Origin of the sequence: Algibacter sp. 2305UL17-15 (genome assembly GCF_040720935.1) — a bacterium.
In the GTDB taxonomy this organism is placed as follows: Bacteria; Bacteroidota; Bacteroidia; order Flavobacteriales; family Flavobacteriaceae; genus Jejuia.
Genome location: NZ_JBFDAE010000024.1, coordinates 31,834 through 46,988, shown reverse-complemented (window position 1 = coordinate 46,988; position 15,155 = coordinate 31,834). Strand labels below are relative to the sequence as shown.

Below are 15,155 nucleotides of genomic sequence, written 5' to 3'. Positions count from 1 at the left end.
TGATCCTAACGTGGGCAGCAACGCCAATGACAAGGACTGCGACGGCGTGCCAACTTCGGAAGACTGTGATGACAATGATCCAAACGTGGGCAGCAACGCCAACGATAAGGACTGTGATGGTGTTCCAACTTCGGAAGACTGTGATGACAATGATCCTAACGTGGGCAGCAACGCCAATGACAAGGACTGCGACGGCGTGCCAACTTCGGAAGACTGTGATGACAATGATCCAAACGTGGGCAGCAACGCCAACGATAAGGACTGTGATGGCGTACCAACTTCGGAAGACTGTGATGACAACGATCCTAACGTGGGCAGCAACGCCAATGACAAGGATTGTGATGGTGTTCCGACCTCGGAAGACTGTGATGATAATGATGCAAACGTGGGCAGCAACGCCAATGACAAGGACTGCGACGGCGTGCCAACTTCGGAAGACTGTGATGACAATGATCCAAACGTGGGCAGCAACGCCAATGACAAGGACTGTGATGGTGTACCGACCTCGGAAGATTGTGACGACAACGATCCAAACGTGGGCAGCAACGCCAACGATAAGGACTGTGACGGCATACCAACTTCGGAAGACTGTGATGATAATGATGCAAACGTGGGCAGCAACGCCAACGACAAGGACTGTGATGGTGTTCCAACTTCAGAAGACTGTGATGACAATGATCCAAACGTGGGCAGTAACGCCAACGACAAGGACTGCGACGGCGTACCGACCTCGGAAGATTGTGATGATAATGATGCAAACGTGGGCAGCAACGCCAATGACAAGGACTGCGATGGTGTTCCAACTTCGGAAGACTGTGATGACAATGATCCAAACGTGGGCAGCAACGCCAACGATAAGGACTGTGATGGTGTTCCAACTTCGGAAGACTGTGATGATAATGATCCTAACGTGGGCAGCAACGCCAATGACAAGGACTGCGACGGCGTGCCAACTTCGGAAGACTGTGATGACAATGATCCAAACGTGGGCAGCAACGCCAACGATAAGGACTGTGATGGTGTGCCAACCTCGGAAGACTGTGATGATAATGATGCAAACGTGGGCAGCAACGTCAACGATAAGGACTGTGACGGCATACCAACTTCGGAAGACTGTGATGATAATGATGCAAACGTGGGCAGCAATGCCAACGACAAGGACTGCGACGGCGTGCCAACTTCGGAAGACTGTGATGACAATGATCCAAACGTGGGCAGCAACGCCAACGACAAGGATTGTGACGGTGTACCGACCTCGGAAGACTGTGACGACAATGATCCAAACGTGGGCAGCAACGCCAATGACAAGGACTGCGACGGTGTTCCAACCTCGGAAGACTGTGATGACAACGATCCAAACGTGGGCAGCAACGCCAACGACAAGGACTGCGATGGTGTGCCAACTTCGGAAGACTGTGATGATAATGATGCAAACGTGGGCAGTAATGCCAACGATAAGGACTGTGATGGTGTGCCAACCTCGGAAGACTGTGATGACAACGATCCAAACGTGGGCAGCAACGCCAACGACAAGGACTGTGATGGTGTACCGACCTCGGAAGACTGTGATGATAATGATGCAAACGTGGGCAGTAATGCCAACGACAAGGATTGTGATGGTGTTCCGACTACGGAAGACTGTGATGACAATGATCCAAACGTGGGCAGCAACGCCAACGATAAGGACTGTGACGGTGTTCCAACTTCGGAAGACTGTGATGACAACGATCCAAACATTACAACCAGCAATCAAAATGATTCTGATAATGATACCGTTAATGACTGTGAAGATGTTTGTCCAGGGTCAGACGATAGAGTTGATACTGATGGTGATGGCATACCAGATGGATGCGATCAATGTGTAGGAGGTATTATAGACAGGGAGTGTAACGTTGTTGATTCCAATTTCTGTACAGCAAATAATCAACCGTATAACAATTTCTATTGGTTTGAGAATAACCAACAGTTTTTTAAATCAGATGCGACACATAAAACGACATTTACAGAATATAGTGACAATACAGCTTTATTAAGAGGGCAGACCCAGATAAATGGATGTGTTGTTGAGGTTTATGTGGTGTTAAAGGACAAGAAAAATTGGAGTGATTGGAGTGCCTCGGGCGGAAGCTTTAAGGAAGAAGGTTGTTCGCAGGCTGTTGCACAAGATTTATCTTATTATGTAATAGATGGAGATAAGAGTTTTGCCAAAGCAGTAGGTGGCTCATGTGTAGGGGAAGGCGTGTTTAAAATCATGCAACGTCCAGATCCAAATGATCCGAATACGCCAAATTATGGTTTTCATGTTGGGCCTGGAGGTGCGCTTTTTGATTCCGATATCGGAGCTGAGGGTGCAGCCGGATGGGGCTGGATGGGAACAACAGAAGAGCCTAAAAAATGGACTATCGATTTTAACTTTCTATTAGATTGTGGGGAGGTAACCGATTGTGTATTAGAGAACCCAACATTATTGTCTTGTGATATAGGGAACATCATAAACTCATCTTGTGATAATGCTCAAGATGGTTCAGCAACTGTTACAGCCGTAAATGGAAAAGCACCATTTAGTTATGAGTGGAGCAATGGCGAAACAACTGCAACAGCAACAAGTTTAGGAATAGCTGAAAATACTGTGATAATAACCGATGCCAATGGTGCAAAAGCGCTTTGTTCGGTAATTATAACTGCTAGTAGTAATGATTCTGATAATGATGGGGTTAATGATTGTGAAGATGTTTGTCCAGGGTCAGACGATAGAGTTGATACTGATGGTGATGGCATACCAGATGGATGCGATCAATGTGTAGGAGGTATTATGGATAGGGAGTGTAACGTCGTTGATTCCAATTTCTGTACAGCAAATAATCAACCGTATAACAATTTCTATTGGTTTGAGAATAACCAACAGTTTTTTAAATCAGATGCGACACATAAAACGACATTTACAGAATATAGTGACAATACAGCTTTATTAAGAGGGCAGACCCAGATAAATGGATGTGTTGTTGAGGTTTATGTGGTGTTAAAGGACAAGAAAAATTGGAGTGATTGGAGCGCTTCGGGCGGAAGCTTTAAGGAAGAAGGTTGTTCACGGGCAGTTGCACAAGATTTATCTTATTATGTAATAGATGGAGATAAGAGTTTTGCCAAAGCAGTAGGTGGCTCATGTGTAGGGGAAGGCGTGTTTAAAATCATGCAACGTCCAGATCCAAATGATCCGAATACGCCAAATTATGGTTTTCATGTTGGGCCTGGAGGTGCGCTTTTTGATTCCGATATCGGAGCAGAGGGAGCAGCCGGATGGGGCTGGATGGGAACAACAGAAGAGCCTAAAAAATGGACTATCGATTTTAACTTTCTATTAGATTGTGGGGAGGTAACTGATTGCATATTTGAGAACCCTACTTTGCTATCTTGTATGATAAGTGCCCAGAGTATCAAAAACACCTCTTGTTTAAGTGCTAATGACGGTTCAGCAACTGTTGCTGCCATTAGTGGGAAGGCACCATATACTTATGAGTGGAGCAATGGAGAAACAACTGCAATAGCCACTAGTTTGGGAGTTGGTGAGAATACTGTTATAGTGACTGATGCCAATGGCGCAAAAGCATTTTGTTCAATAATTGTGGAAGCCAATACTAACGATTTGGATTGTGATGGTGTAACAGCAGATGTTGATTGTGATGATAACGACCCTGATAATACAGTATCAAAGTTAGATGACCCATCTTGTGACGGTTCTTTAGGTGTTGATGATTATACTAACAATATAGGTGAATTTATTGTATATCCAGTACCTTTCAAAGAGCATATAAATCTTAAATACACTATTAATTACAATACCGATATTAAGATTCAAATATTTGACGTTCGAGGAGCGTTAATAAATAGTTATGAAAAAAAGAATTATACACGAGGTGTTGAAGAAATTATAGAAATTAATTTGTCACATATTGAAGTAAGCATGCTATTTGTTAATTTAATAACCGATAAAGAAACATTAACTAGAAGAATTGTAGCAAGAAAGTAACAATTCAATCTATTAGAAGTTCAATAAAAGAGGTTTTTTGAAATTTTCAAAAAACCTCTTTTATTGTTAGTTATAGTTAAACTTGCTTAAGTATTACTTTATAAGGGCATTATTCAAATTCAGAAGTAAAGTGAAATTTAATACTCGGATATTTTTGCTGAGTCATTTGCAAAGAAAACGGTGAATCTGCCAAAAACACCAATTGATTTTGTTTGTCTTTTGCTAGAAAGCGTTGTTTTACCCTAGAAAATTCTTTAAACTCCTCACTTTTAGAATTCTTGGGATCTACCCAACAGGCTTTATGAACATTTAAATTTTCGTATGTGCATTTTGCGCCATATTCATGTTCCAATCGGTATTGTATAACTTCATATTGAAGTGCACCAACAGTTCCAATTACTTTTCTTCCATTAAGTTCCAAAGTAAATAATTGTGCCACACCTTCATCCATTAATTGATCAACTCCTTTATTTAATTGCTTAGATTTTAATGGATCTGCATTATTGATATACCTGAAATGCTCTGGAGAAAAACTAGGTACACCTTTATAATTTAAGACTTCACCTTCGGTTAAAGTATCTCCAATTTTAAATGTCCCGGTATCTTGTAAACCTACAATGTCGCCAGGATAAGAGATATCAACGATTTCTTTCTTTTCAGCAAAAAAAGCATTCGGACTTGAAAATTTCACGTTTTTATTGTGTCTTACATGTAAGTAAGGCGTATTGCGTTTAAATTCCCCAGAAACAATTTTTACGAAAGCCAATCGGTTTCTATGGTTTGGATCCATATTCGCATGGATTTTAAAAACGAACCCAGTAAACTTCTTTTCATCAGGTTTAACCAAACGCTCTTCACTTTGTTTGGGTCTTGGTTTTGGAGCTATTTCCACAAAACAGTCCAATAATTCTCTAACTCCAAAATTATTTAAGGCAGAACCGAAAAAAACAGGCTGTAGATTTCCTTGTAAATAGGCATCCTTATCGAAATCAGGATAAATACCTTCCACCAATTCTATTTCTTCTCTAAGGGTGTTAGCTGCTTTTTCACCAACTAATTTATCCAATTCGGGAGATGACAAATCTGAAATCTCTACAGTTTCTTCAATATCTTTTCTACTATCTCCACTAAAAAGATTGATGTTCTTTTCCCAAATATTATAAATACCCTTAAAATCATAGCCCATACCTATTGGGAAACTTAGTGGTATCACTTTTAAACCAAGTTTTTGCTCAACTTCATCTAACAAATCAAAAGCATCCTTTCCTTCCCTATCCATTTTATTAATGAATACAATCATAGGAATATTTCGCATACGGCAAACTTCAACCAGTTTTTCAGTCTGTTCCTCAACACCTTTTGCAACATCAATTACTACAATTACGCTATCAACAGCTGTTAGGGTTCTAAACGTGTCTTCAGCAAAATCCTTATGCCCAGGAGTGTCCAAAATATTAATTTTTATACCGTCGTATTCAAAAGCTAAAACAGAAGTAGCTACCGAAATTCCACGCTGGCGTTCAATCTCCATAAAATCACTCGTAGCACCTTTTTTTATCTTATTGCTTTTTACTGCGCCAGCCTCTTGTATAGCACCACCAAAAAGAAGTAATTTTTCTGTTAAAGTGGTTTTACCAGCATCTGGGTGAGATATAATGCCAAAGGTTCGTCTGCGTTGTATTTCTTTTAGAAAATTCATGTTCTTATTCTTGAATGGCTGCAAATATACTTCATAAATTACGATTTCATAATCTGGGTTTTTAGTTTTTCAGCGAAACGTTATTAATATTAATTTTTACGTGGTATTTTTGTTAAACTATGAAAGAAGAAAAAGTAATTCTTGTTAATGAACAAGATGAACAAATAGGGCTCATGCCTAAGATGGAAGCTCATGAAAAAGCTGTTTTACATAGAGCGTTTTCAGTATTTATTTTTAATGATAAAAACGAATTAATGCTTCAGCAAAGGGCTTTAAGTAAATACCATTCCCCTGGGCTTTGGACCAATACATGTTGTAGTCATCAAAGAGATGGAGAATCTAACATTGAAGCAGGAAAAAGACGTTTACAGGAGGAAATGGGTTTTGTGGTAGATTTAAAGGAATCCATTTCATTTATATATAAAGCACCTTTTGACAATGGACTAACTGAGCATGAATATGACCACGTATTATTAGGTGCTTATAACGGAGTACCTATTATTAATAAAGAAGAAGTTGCAGATTGGAAATGGATGCCATTGGAAGCCGTTAAAGACGATATTTCATCACATCCAGAATTATATACAGCTTGGTTTAAGGTTATTTTTGATAAGTTCTACGAACACATAAACATAAAATCATGAAGGTAACGGTTAGCAGAAAAGCACATTTTAACGCAGCGCATCGGTTATATAGAAAAGATTGGAGCTTCGAAAAAAACGATGCTACTTTTGGCAAATGTAATAACCCAAATTTCCATGGACACAATTACGATCTCATTGTAAGCGTAACTGGCAATATAGATAAAGAAACAGGTTATGTTATAGATATGAAGGTTTTAAAGGATATTATTAAGACTGAAGTTGAAGACGCATTCGATCATAAAAACCTGAATATTGAAGTCCCGGAATTTAAAGATTTAAATCCCACAGCCGAAAATATTGCAGTAGTGATTTACAATAAAATGAAACCGAAATTGCCAGACGATTTAAAACTGGAAATCACATTATACGAAACACCTCGAAACTTTGTAACTTATTCTGGGCAATAATATGTGCAGTACTTTATACCCCATAAAATTCAATCCAATATTAAAAGATAAAATTTGGGGCGGTCAAAAACTGAAAACACTTTTAAACAAAAAATCTGATTTGCCTTATATAGGTGAAAGCTGGGAAATAAGTGATGTAGAAGGAGATACTTCAATTGTTTTAAATGGCAGCTTAAAAGGGAAGTCCTTAAAAGATTTGCTTGAGACTTTAAAATCGGATTTAATAGGAAAAAAAAATTACAAGGTTTTCGGGAATAAGTTTCCCTTACTTATAAAGTTCATTGATGCAAAACAAGATTTATCCATACAATTACACCCTAATGATGAACTTGCTGCTAAACGTCATAATTCCTTTGGAAAAACAGAAATGTGGTATGTATTTCAGGCAGATGAAGATGCTAATCTTATTGTGGGCTTCAACAGAAAAATGACTCCAAAGCTTTATTTAGAGCATTTAGAAAAGAAAACGCTAACAGAGATTTTAAATTTTGATAAAGTTAAAACAGGAGATACTTATTTTGTAGAAACAGGTCGTGTTCATGCCATTGGAGCAGGGGTAATGGTCGCAGAAATACAGCAAACAAGTGATATAACTTATCGAGTTTACGATTGGGATAGAGTAGATGAAGAAGGGAACGAAAGAGAGCTGCATAATGATTTGGCGCTAGACGCTATTGATTTTAATATGCCAGACAATTTTAGAGTTAATTATACAAAGAAAGAGAATACACCTAATGAAATGGTAAGTTGCCCATACTTTACCACTAGTTATTTAAAAGTTACGGAAACACTTTCCATAGTAAATGACAAAGATTCTTTCTTCATATATATATGTGTTGAAGGCGAAGCACGTATTTTAGCAAATGGTATTTCAGAAGATTTGAAACAAGGAGAAACTATGTTGTTGCCTGCTGGAATAAGAGAATATAAGATTGTATCTGAAAATGCTACTTTATTAGAAGTTTATGTTTAGTTTTACAGCAAAATAAAATAATTATTATGGCAAATGTTAGAGACCTAAAAAAAGATATTAATTACGTTTTAGGCGATATTATAGAGGCAGTTTATATTTGGGAATATTCAAATACAGACAAGGATACAAAACAAAGCGAAGCAATTATTGATGAAGCTATTGTTACGTTTGATGATCTAATAGCTAAGGTAAACGATAAAACCGCTGAAAACAAAAAGGCTCATTTTAAGTCAATTAATCAAGAACTTGAGGACAAAGGAAGGGCGCTTATCGAAAAAATCAACAATCTAGGTTAATTTTTTTGACGTAGTGCTTGCAGATTAAATTTCTAAAATTATAGTTGCAGCCTTAAAACGCCGATGTAGTTCAGCTGGCTAGAGCATCCCGATTTAGCATCGGGAAGGTCGTGGGTTCGAGTAGCAGATTAGGAGTTTTGAAATATTGATTTTATAATAGGCCGATGTAGCTCAGCTGGCTAGAGCAGCTGATTTGTAATCAGCAGGTCGTGGGTTCGAGTCCCTCTATCGGCTCAAAAAAAAAAGCCTCAAAAACAAATGTTTTTTTTGAGGCTTTTTAATTTATAAGAGTCTATGATAGTTTAGTCGTTCTGCTTTCGCTCTTCTAAATATTTTTGTAATTCTTTACCGTATTTTGATGCCTTAATCTTGGGAGTTAAAGATTTGTGTATGGTGTCCAATAAATTAATATTCGCATTATAAATTTCAGAAAGAGCTAAATATGGCGCAACTTCGCTATCCTTATTATTTATGGCAAAATTTACAGTTTGAAGATATCTGCTTTTTACAAGGCTGTTTTGTTTCTTTTCAATGGCATTGAATGCACTAGAATCTCCCGATTTCTGAGCTTGAAAGCTTTCTTTTATAAAGTCTAGATTCCTATTGTTCAATCGGGACATTAATTTTTGATATTGTTCTAAAACCTTCTGTTGTTCGGAACCTTTAATCTCTGCATCTGCAACAAAGTTTTTTAGTGAGGTATTAATTGTTACGATGCCTTTGTCTGCAAAAAAGGTAATTCTATCGTCTTCTTTCGAGTTTTTGTCAAGGTACAGATAGAATACATCGGCTTCTTCTAATTCACTTTGCAGCTCAAATTGAGAATTACCATTTACAACTATTGAATCTACTGTAACCAGAGCAGTATCTATAACGCGTTTTAAGTAAACAGTTCCTTTTTTTAAACCTTTAATGTTTGTTTGTACAATTAGATCATTTTGTTTTTTCGAACAGGAAAATACTAGGATAACTAAAAGTAGGAGAATATATTTTTTCATCGAATTATAAAAATTAGGTGCGCAAATATCCTATAATTATTAGTGAAATACTAGCCTGCCGAAGCAATTTTCATCAACTCTGCACAAAGCATTGCGCCATAGGTGCCTACAACATATCCAAAGACAGCTAAAAGTACGCCAACCGTTGCCAAAGAAGGGTGGAAGGCGGCAGCTACTACAGGAGCGGATGCTGCACCTCCAATATTGGCTTTACTGCCAACAGCAAGGAAAAAATAAGGTGCTCTAATAAGTTTCGCCACTAATATTAATAACGCCACATGTATTGCCATCCAAACCAGCCCAACGAAAATTAAACCTGGATTTTCTAAAATTTTAGTTAAGTCCATTTTCATTCCAATAGTTGCTACGAGAATATAAATAAAAACACTCCCTATTTTACTAGCTCCAGCGCCTTCATATTGTTTTAATTTTGTAAATGATAATAAAATACCAAGAGCAGTTGCAATGGTTATCATCCAGAAGAATTGCGAACCGAATGAAGACATGGCTGAAGATTTATCTCTAACAGTTTCAAAGTTTGAGGTTAAAAAACCAGAGATATTATCGGCTCCAAAATGTGCTATGCCAACTACGGTAAAAGCGATGCCGAGAATAACCATAAAATCGCTCAATGTGGGGTTTCTTGAAATCTTAGAAGCATAAGAAGATACGCGTTCCTTTAGGGTTTCAATAGCACTGGTATCGGCCTTTAGCCATGTGTCGATTTTTTCAGATTTTCCAATCCCTAAAAGTAAAATAGCCATCCAGATGTTGGCTACAACAATATCTACTATTACCATACCAGCGTAGTTACTCGTGTTGTAACCATATATTTCTAGCATTGCTGCTTGATTTGCGCCACCACCAATCCAACTTCCCGCTAAAGTTGCCAAACCTCGCCATACAGCATCAGGGCCAGCGCCTCCAACAGTTTCTGGAGACACAATAGATATCAATAAAATAGCAAGTGGTCCGCCAATAATAACGCCCACCGTTCCAGTTAAAAACATAATGAGTGCTTTTGGACCAAGGTTGTAGATAGATTTTAGGTCAATACTAAGGGTCATTAATACCAATGCGGCAGGTAATAAAAACCGACTTGCTATATAATAGACTTGAGATTTATGTTCTACAATATCGCCAGCGGTATTTGCGCTTGTCCACTCTGGTGCAATAATCCCTAAAGTAGTTAACGTTCCGGGAAGCATATACGCCATTAATAGTGCAGGAATGTATTTGTAGAATTTTTTCCAAAAAGAATTGGAGCTTGTTGAAGTGTAAAACACAAAACCTAACGTTAGCATTAATAGTCCGAATACAATAGTATCTCCAGTAAAAATAGGTTGACTTGTCATTTGTTTTTTTTAAAATTCTAAGATAATCAAAATATAAGAAGGGAATGTTTTAGTTTGGCACAGAGATTGTGAAGTAATAAGTAATTACATTTCATAACAATAGTTTATTGAGTGGTTACTTTAAACTTTTAGAATTGTAATTCATATTTTGGTTGGTTAGTTAGTAAAAAAGCACTCTACTTAGGGTGCTTTTTTTAAGTGAATTATTCATCAAAAAGATGTCGTTCGTCGATAATATGTATTACATCGACGAACTATGTTAAAAAAAAGTGTATTTCAACGATTTTTTGTGTTTTTTATCGTTGTGATTAAAATGCATTTTTATATTTGACCCGTACTAAATAATATACTTTTTAGTTCAATGGATTAATTAATTAATATTTGCATTATGTTGACGATGTGGAGACCCCAAATCTAGCACATAATATAAAAAGCAAATTAAGAAAGAACCGAGTTTGAGGGAACTCGGTTTTTTTGTGGAATAATGCGAAATGTGAGGTTAATTCGTTGGCCTATGTTCTTTCTGGTTTTTGGTACTTGATGTAGCCAGTTTTCTTGTGTTAACCCCTGCATTAATAGGAGACTCCCGTGTTTTAGTGTTATTTTTTCTCTTAAAGTTTTATCCTGTTTGTGCTTCAAATGAAACACGCGTTCTGCACCAAGGGAAACAGAAGCAATTATAGGGTTTTTTCCCAATTCTTTTTCATTATCTGAATGCCAACCATTGCTGTCTTTTCCGTCCCGATATAAGTTAGCCAAACAGCTTGTAAAATTGATATTTAATTCGTTTTTAATGGTGTTTTTTATGGTAAGTAATTCATCTTCAAATTGTTGTGGATGCATTATAATATTGCTGTAACTATAAGGTTTGTTGTTTGTTCCAAAAAAAGCAGTTAATCTTGGCTGATTATACGTTTTTCCATAGACTGTAATCTTGTCCTGTTGCCACTTAATATTGGTCAATAAATCATTAAAATATATATCAGCCTCTTTTGTATTAAAAAAGTTTGGATAATAGACAATATCGGCATCTTTCAAGTTTAAATTCATGGAGTTCAACTGGCGCATATCCTTTTATTTTCTAATTTAGCATAAATCAAAATATAAATGAAGTACAGTTTAATAATTTTATTCTTTTTTATTTCATCAATTTCATTTGGACAATTACCTAATGGTTTCATTTATGCAAATGATATGATTTCTGATTTAGAAGTAGATTTAAGATATTTTGGCTCTAACAATTTTGTTGGTAAACCCATAGATGGGTATAACAATAACTGTTTGATTCTAACTGAAGAGACTGTAATTGCCTTAGATAAAATTCAAAAGGAATTAAAAAAACAAAATTTGGGTTTAAAAGTATATGACGGTTATCGTCCGCAGCGTGCCGTAAATCATTTCATTATTTGGGCAAGAGATTTAAATGACACCATTAATAAATCACGATTTTATCCAGATGTGAAAAAGAAAGACTTGTTTAAAGAAGAATATATTGCAACACGTTCAGGGCATACAAAAGGAAGTACAGTAGATCTCACTTTAATAGATTTAAAAACCAAAAAAGAACTGGATATGGGAAGTATTTATGATTTTTTTGGTGTGCAATCTTGGGTAGATTATCAACATATTTCAGAAGCACAAATTGAAAATAGAAAGTTGCTCCAACATATCATGTTAAGCCATGGTTTTAGAAATTATCCAAGAGAATGGTGGCATTTTACGTTGAGAAATCAACCCTTTCCAAATACTTATTTTGATTTTCCCATTGAATAATATTTAGACCTTCTGAAATTCAGTTGCTTGTTTAGTATCTAAAGCGGCGTTTTTGTTATCCAATTCCATTTTTTCCCTCATTTGTTTTATAGTAAGAGAGCTCCCGTCATGGCTCCATCCTGGAGGTCCAAAAGCATACATAAATTTATGATATAAATTTTTACTTTTTTTCATATCATTAAAAATATCTTTATACTCATGTGTTAAAATAATCAATGGATTGTATGAATTAGGTGGCTTTGTAACACCATATTGAATCTCAATATCATCATCTAATTCTTTCCATGTTCCAAATATTTTATCGAACATATTTAAAAAACCACCATGATTTTTATCCATGTACTCAATATTTTTGGCATGGTGTACTTGGTGCATGGTGTGCGTATTAAATACTTTTTCGATAATGCCCATTTTAGGAATATAGGCAGAATGCAACTGGAATTGCCAGAGCGCTTCAATCCCTAAACATACCACAACCATTTCTGGAGGAAAACCTATAGCAGGTAACCACATATAAAATAAAGGCTTGTATAAAAGTGTAAACCAACCATTACGAACGGCAGTACCAAGATTAAAATTATCTGAAGAGTGGTGCACGATATGTGCTGCCCATAAAAAGCGAACCATATGGTTTTGCCTGTGAAACCAATAATAGGTAAAATCATCTAGAAACTGGCACAATAACCAAATTGGCCATGCGTAACCAAAAGATTGCCAACCCATAATGTTCATTCGAATACCATCAACCATTGGGTTAAATATGTCATAAGTATATTTGAAAATTACTATTGCAGAAATAGTTTTTATTAAAGCGGCCAATACCGCAGAACCAAGCCCCATAAATAGGCTAGAGCCTAAATCTTTCCATTTGTAAAGGTTCTCATGATCGTGCGTTTTACTGTAAGTAAGCTCCACTAAAATAAGTCCTAAAAAACAAGGAACGCCATATACTAAAGGGTTTGTGAAATCCATTTTATTGAAATTGAGAGATATCTTCGTAAAACCAAAAAACCGGGTTTTCTTTTTTTTGTGAAGGTATTAATTATATAACAGAGTTTTTATGGATTTAGTACCAACGTTTCTTTTTCTTTTTAGAAGCGACACTTTTTCGTCCTTTTTTATGCTTACTTCCTGTTTTTTTAGAAGTATGAATAATGGGTTTTGCTTTAGGGTCTAACGGATAAGGATGTTCTTCAATAATATCTAATTGTAGTTGAATGAGTTGCTGGATAGATTTAATATAGCTTTTCTCATCTGCTGAACAAAAAGAATGTGCGATACCTGTTTTTCCCGCCCTTGCTGTTCTTCCAATTCTATGTACGTAGGTTTCAGGAACATTGGGTAAATCAAAATTGACAACAGCGTCTAGCGCATCAATATCTATACCTCTGGCGGCAACATCGGTTGCTATTAAAATATTTACCTCTCCTTTTTTAAATTTGTTTAAGGCGTCCTGTCTTCCCGTTTGACTTTTATCTCCATGGATACTATCAGCTTTATAACCGTTTTTTAAAAGTGTTTTTTCCAATTTGTCAACACCAAATTTGGTACGTCTAAAAATGATGATATTGCCTTTTATGGTGTTTCGTAATAAATGCAAGCACAATTCAATTTTATGCTGCTTAGGTACATAATACAATAATTGGTGTACATTTTTTGAGGTTGAAGCATTCGGGGTGACTTCAATACGATGTGGTTCGTTTAATATTGAATTTGCTAATTGTTCTACTTTATAAGGTATGGTTGCCGAAAACAACAATGTTTGCTTTCCGTTAGGGCATAAACGTTCAATTTTTTTAACATCGTCTATAAAACCCATGTCCAACATTAAATCGGCTTCATCTAAAACAAAAGTTTCTACATAATCTAAGTTTACAAGATCTTGTTTATGTAAATCCAATAAACGCCCAGGTGTCGCAATTAAAATATCAACCCCCTTTTTTAAAGTCTCTTTTTGGGGTTCTATAGAAGTACCACCAAATATAACTTCGGTTCTTATATTGGTATAGATGCTATAGGTTTTAAAGTTTTCAGAAATTTGAACAGCCAACTCTCGTGTGGGACTTACTACCAAAGCTTTAATTTTTTTGCCTTTTTTGGGTGCGTCTTGTTGGTCAAACAATATTCTTAAAATAGGTAGTGCAAAAGCGGCCGTTTTTCCTGTGCCTGTTTGTGCAGAAACAATAACATCGTTTCCGTTTAAAACCAATGGAATTGTTTTTTCTTGAACTAGGGTAGGGTTATCGTATCCCGCTTCAGCAACAGCACGTAAAAGCGGTTTGTTGAGTTGTAAGTCTTTAAAGGACATTAATTATGTTTTAATGCAAAGGTATTGTTTATTGGCACATGTTTTCTGGAATTGCTAATTGATTGGATAGTTTTCTGCGACTTAACGTTCTGTTTTTTGTGTGTGGACATAAGCATCAAGATTGAACTACTTGACGAATACCGGAATTAAACCTTATTGAACAATTGTTTTATTTCCGGTTTGGTAAGTTCCACTAAAGTAAAAACGCCTAAAAGAATTCCAAGAACTCCGGTAAGACAGTTTACAATGGCTATGGCGAATATGAAGTTGTAGTTTTTTAGGTCTTTGATGTATTTTGAAGCCAATAGTGTAAGTGTTCCTAAAATGATTGAAAGAAATATTCCAATAGCAGAAATAACCATCATAATAAGCCCTATCGACGAGAAGATAAGTACGTCTAAGCTAAAAGGCATGCCATCGGTAGAATCACTAAATTCAATAGATTCGCTAAAAAAATAACCAAACAATCCGTAGAGAATAAAAAATAAAGAAAAGCATAGGGTTAGGATGCCTTTTATGAGGTAGAGTATTCTGAAGGTGTTGAGGTTATTTGATGTGTTTTGCATTTTAAAAAATAGATGCTGGTTGTTTTAAAAGTTTCGTTTAAAAATAGATAAAGTACCGTTTCAGTAAGCTTTATCGGCTGTTGAACGAAGGTAGCTGAAATTTTGTGCA

At 36.3% G+C, this 15,155-nt stretch carries 13 protein-coding genes and 1 tRNA gene; 7 read left to right on the top strand and 7 right to left on the bottom strand.

The window, feature by feature from the left end; genetic code table 11:
• Window positions 1-4,027 (top strand): T9SS type A sorting domain-containing protein (locus tag ABXQ82_RS18125; protein ID WP_367063102.1); only part of this gene is annotated, 4,027 nt, incomplete at its 5' end.
• A 109-nt stretch (window positions 4,028-4,136) separates the two neighbouring features.
• On the opposite strand, the gene ABXQ82_RS18120 is transcribed toward ABXQ82_RS18125, so the two are convergent.
• The gene (locus ABXQ82_RS18120) at window positions 4,137-5,726 is read right to left on the bottom strand and encodes a peptide chain release factor 3 (RefSeq protein WP_367063100.1); all 1,590 of its coding nucleotides are present in this window, start codon (window positions 5,724-5,726) and stop codon (window positions 4,137-4,139) included.
• 119 nt (window positions 5,727-5,845) lie between these two features.
• On the opposite strand from ABXQ82_RS18120, the gene idi reads away from it, so the two are divergent.
• The 5 genes from idi (at window position 5,846) to ABXQ82_RS18095 (ending at window position 8,280) form a co-directional block, all read left to right on the top strand.
• Window positions 5,846-6,370, top strand: a complete 525-nt coding sequence (gene idi / locus ABXQ82_RS18115) for an isopentenyl-diphosphate Delta-isomerase (protein WP_367063098.1) — start codon at window positions 5,846-5,848, stop codon at window positions 6,368-6,370.
• Window positions 6,367-6,777, top strand: coding sequence for a 6-carboxytetrahydropterin synthase (locus tag ABXQ82_RS18110; RefSeq protein WP_367063096.1), 411 nt, complete (start codon window positions 6,367-6,369; stop codon window positions 6,775-6,777). Before idi ends, ABXQ82_RS18110 begins: the two co-directional genes overlap by 4 nt.
• A gap of 1 nt (window position 6,778) precedes the next feature.
• Window positions 6,779-7,750, top strand: a complete 972-nt coding sequence (locus tag ABXQ82_RS18105; RefSeq protein ID WP_367063094.1) for a type I phosphomannose isomerase catalytic subunit — start codon at window positions 6,779-6,781, stop codon at window positions 7,748-7,750.
• A gap of 26 nt (window positions 7,751-7,776) precedes the next feature.
• Window positions 7,777-8,046, top strand: coding sequence for a hypothetical protein (locus ABXQ82_RS18100; protein ID WP_367063092.1), 270 nt, complete (start codon window positions 7,777-7,779; stop codon window positions 8,044-8,046).
• Between the two features lie 160 nt (window positions 8,047-8,206).
• Window positions 8,207-8,280: transfer RNA gene (locus tag ABXQ82_RS18095), tRNA-Thr, on the top strand.
• A gap of 68 nt (window positions 8,281-8,348) precedes the next feature.
• Here the strand turns inward: ABXQ82_RS18095 and ABXQ82_RS18090 are convergent.
• The 3 genes from ABXQ82_RS18090 to ABXQ82_RS18080 all read right to left on the bottom strand — a co-directional run bounded on the left by ABXQ82_RS18090 (window position 8,349) and on the right by ABXQ82_RS18080 (window position 11,449).
• Window positions 8,349-9,044, bottom strand: a complete 696-nt coding sequence (locus tag ABXQ82_RS18090) for a DUF4369 domain-containing protein (protein WP_367063090.1) — start codon at window positions 9,042-9,044, stop codon at window positions 8,349-8,351.
• A 50-nt stretch (window positions 9,045-9,094) separates the two neighbouring features.
• Entirely contained in the window at window positions 9,095-10,399 is a 1,305-nt protein-coding gene (locus ABXQ82_RS18085; RefSeq protein WP_367063088.1) for a DUF819 family protein, read from the bottom strand.
• Window positions 10,400-10,837: 438 nt separating this feature from the next.
• Window positions 10,838-11,449, bottom strand: coding sequence for an alpha-ketoglutarate-dependent dioxygenase AlkB (locus ABXQ82_RS18080; RefSeq protein WP_367063086.1), 612 nt, complete (start codon window positions 11,447-11,449; stop codon window positions 10,838-10,840).
• Window positions 11,450-11,506: 57 nt separating this feature from the next.
• On the opposite strand from ABXQ82_RS18080, the gene ABXQ82_RS18075 reads away from it, so the two are divergent.
• Window positions 11,507-12,172 (top strand): M15 family metallopeptidase, encoded by a 666-nt coding sequence (locus ABXQ82_RS18075; protein WP_367063084.1) that lies wholly within the window; start codon window positions 11,507-11,509, stop codon window positions 12,170-12,172.
• Between the two features lie 3 nt (window positions 12,173-12,175).
• Here the strand turns inward: ABXQ82_RS18075 and ABXQ82_RS18070 are convergent, their stop codons facing one another.
• From ABXQ82_RS18070 to ABXQ82_RS18060, 3 genes are all read right to left on the bottom strand, one after another.
• A complete protein-coding gene (locus ABXQ82_RS18070) occupies window positions 12,176-13,144 on the bottom strand; it encodes a sterol desaturase family protein (RefSeq protein ID WP_367063082.1) in 969 nt (322 codons plus the stop codon).
• Between the two features lie 94 nt (window positions 13,145-13,238).
• Window positions 13,239-14,480: a DEAD/DEAH box helicase gene (locus tag ABXQ82_RS18065; protein ID WP_367063080.1), complete on the bottom strand. Its 1,242-nt coding sequence runs from the start codon at window positions 14,478-14,480 to the stop codon at window positions 13,239-13,241.
• 146 nt (window positions 14,481-14,626) lie between these two features.
• The gene (locus ABXQ82_RS18060; protein WP_367063078.1) at window positions 14,627-15,046 is read right to left on the bottom strand and encodes a hypothetical protein; all 420 of its coding nucleotides are present in this window, start codon (window positions 15,044-15,046) and stop codon (window positions 14,627-14,629) included.
• Window positions 15,047-15,155 lie beyond the last annotated feature (109 nt).

Coding starts and splice junctions, on each gene's coding strand:
- ABXQ82_RS18060 (WP_367063078.1), bottom strand. CDS start 15,046: ATGCAAAACACATCAAATAACCTCAACACCTTCAGAATACTCTACCTC.
- ABXQ82_RS18075 (WP_367063084.1), top strand. CDS start 11,507: ATGAAGTACAGTTTAATAATTTTATTCTTTTTTATTTCATCAATTTCA.
- ABXQ82_RS18065 (WP_367063080.1), bottom strand. CDS start 14,480: ATGTCCTTTAAAGACTTACAACTCAACAAACCGCTTTTACGTGCTGTT.
- ABXQ82_RS18105 (WP_367063094.1), top strand. CDS start 6,779: ATGTGCAGTACTTTATACCCCATAAAATTCAATCCAATATTAAAAGAT.
- ABXQ82_RS18100 (WP_367063092.1), top strand. CDS start 7,777: ATGGCAAATGTTAGAGACCTAAAAAAAGATATTAATTACGTTTTAGGC.
- ABXQ82_RS18080 (WP_367063086.1), bottom strand. CDS start 11,449: ATGAATTTAAACTTGAAAGATGCCGATATTGTCTATTATCCAAACTTT.
- ABXQ82_RS18110 (WP_367063096.1), top strand. CDS start 6,367: ATGAAGGTAACGGTTAGCAGAAAAGCACATTTTAACGCAGCGCATCGG.
- ABXQ82_RS18085 (WP_367063088.1), bottom strand. CDS start 10,399: ATGACAAGTCAACCTATTTTTACTGGAGATACTATTGTATTCGGACTA.
- ABXQ82_RS18120 (WP_367063100.1), bottom strand. CDS start 5,726: ATGAATTTTCTAAAAGAAATACAACGCAGACGAACCTTTGGCATTATA.
- ABXQ82_RS18090 (WP_367063090.1), bottom strand. CDS start 9,044: ATGAAAAAATATATTCTCCTACTTTTAGTTATCCTAGTATTTTCCTGT.
- ABXQ82_RS18070 (WP_367063082.1), bottom strand. CDS start 13,144: ATGGATTTCACAAACCCTTTAGTATATGGCGTTCCTTGTTTTTTAGGA.
- idi (WP_367063098.1), top strand. CDS start 5,846: ATGAAAGAAGAAAAAGTAATTCTTGTTAATGAACAAGATGAACAAATA.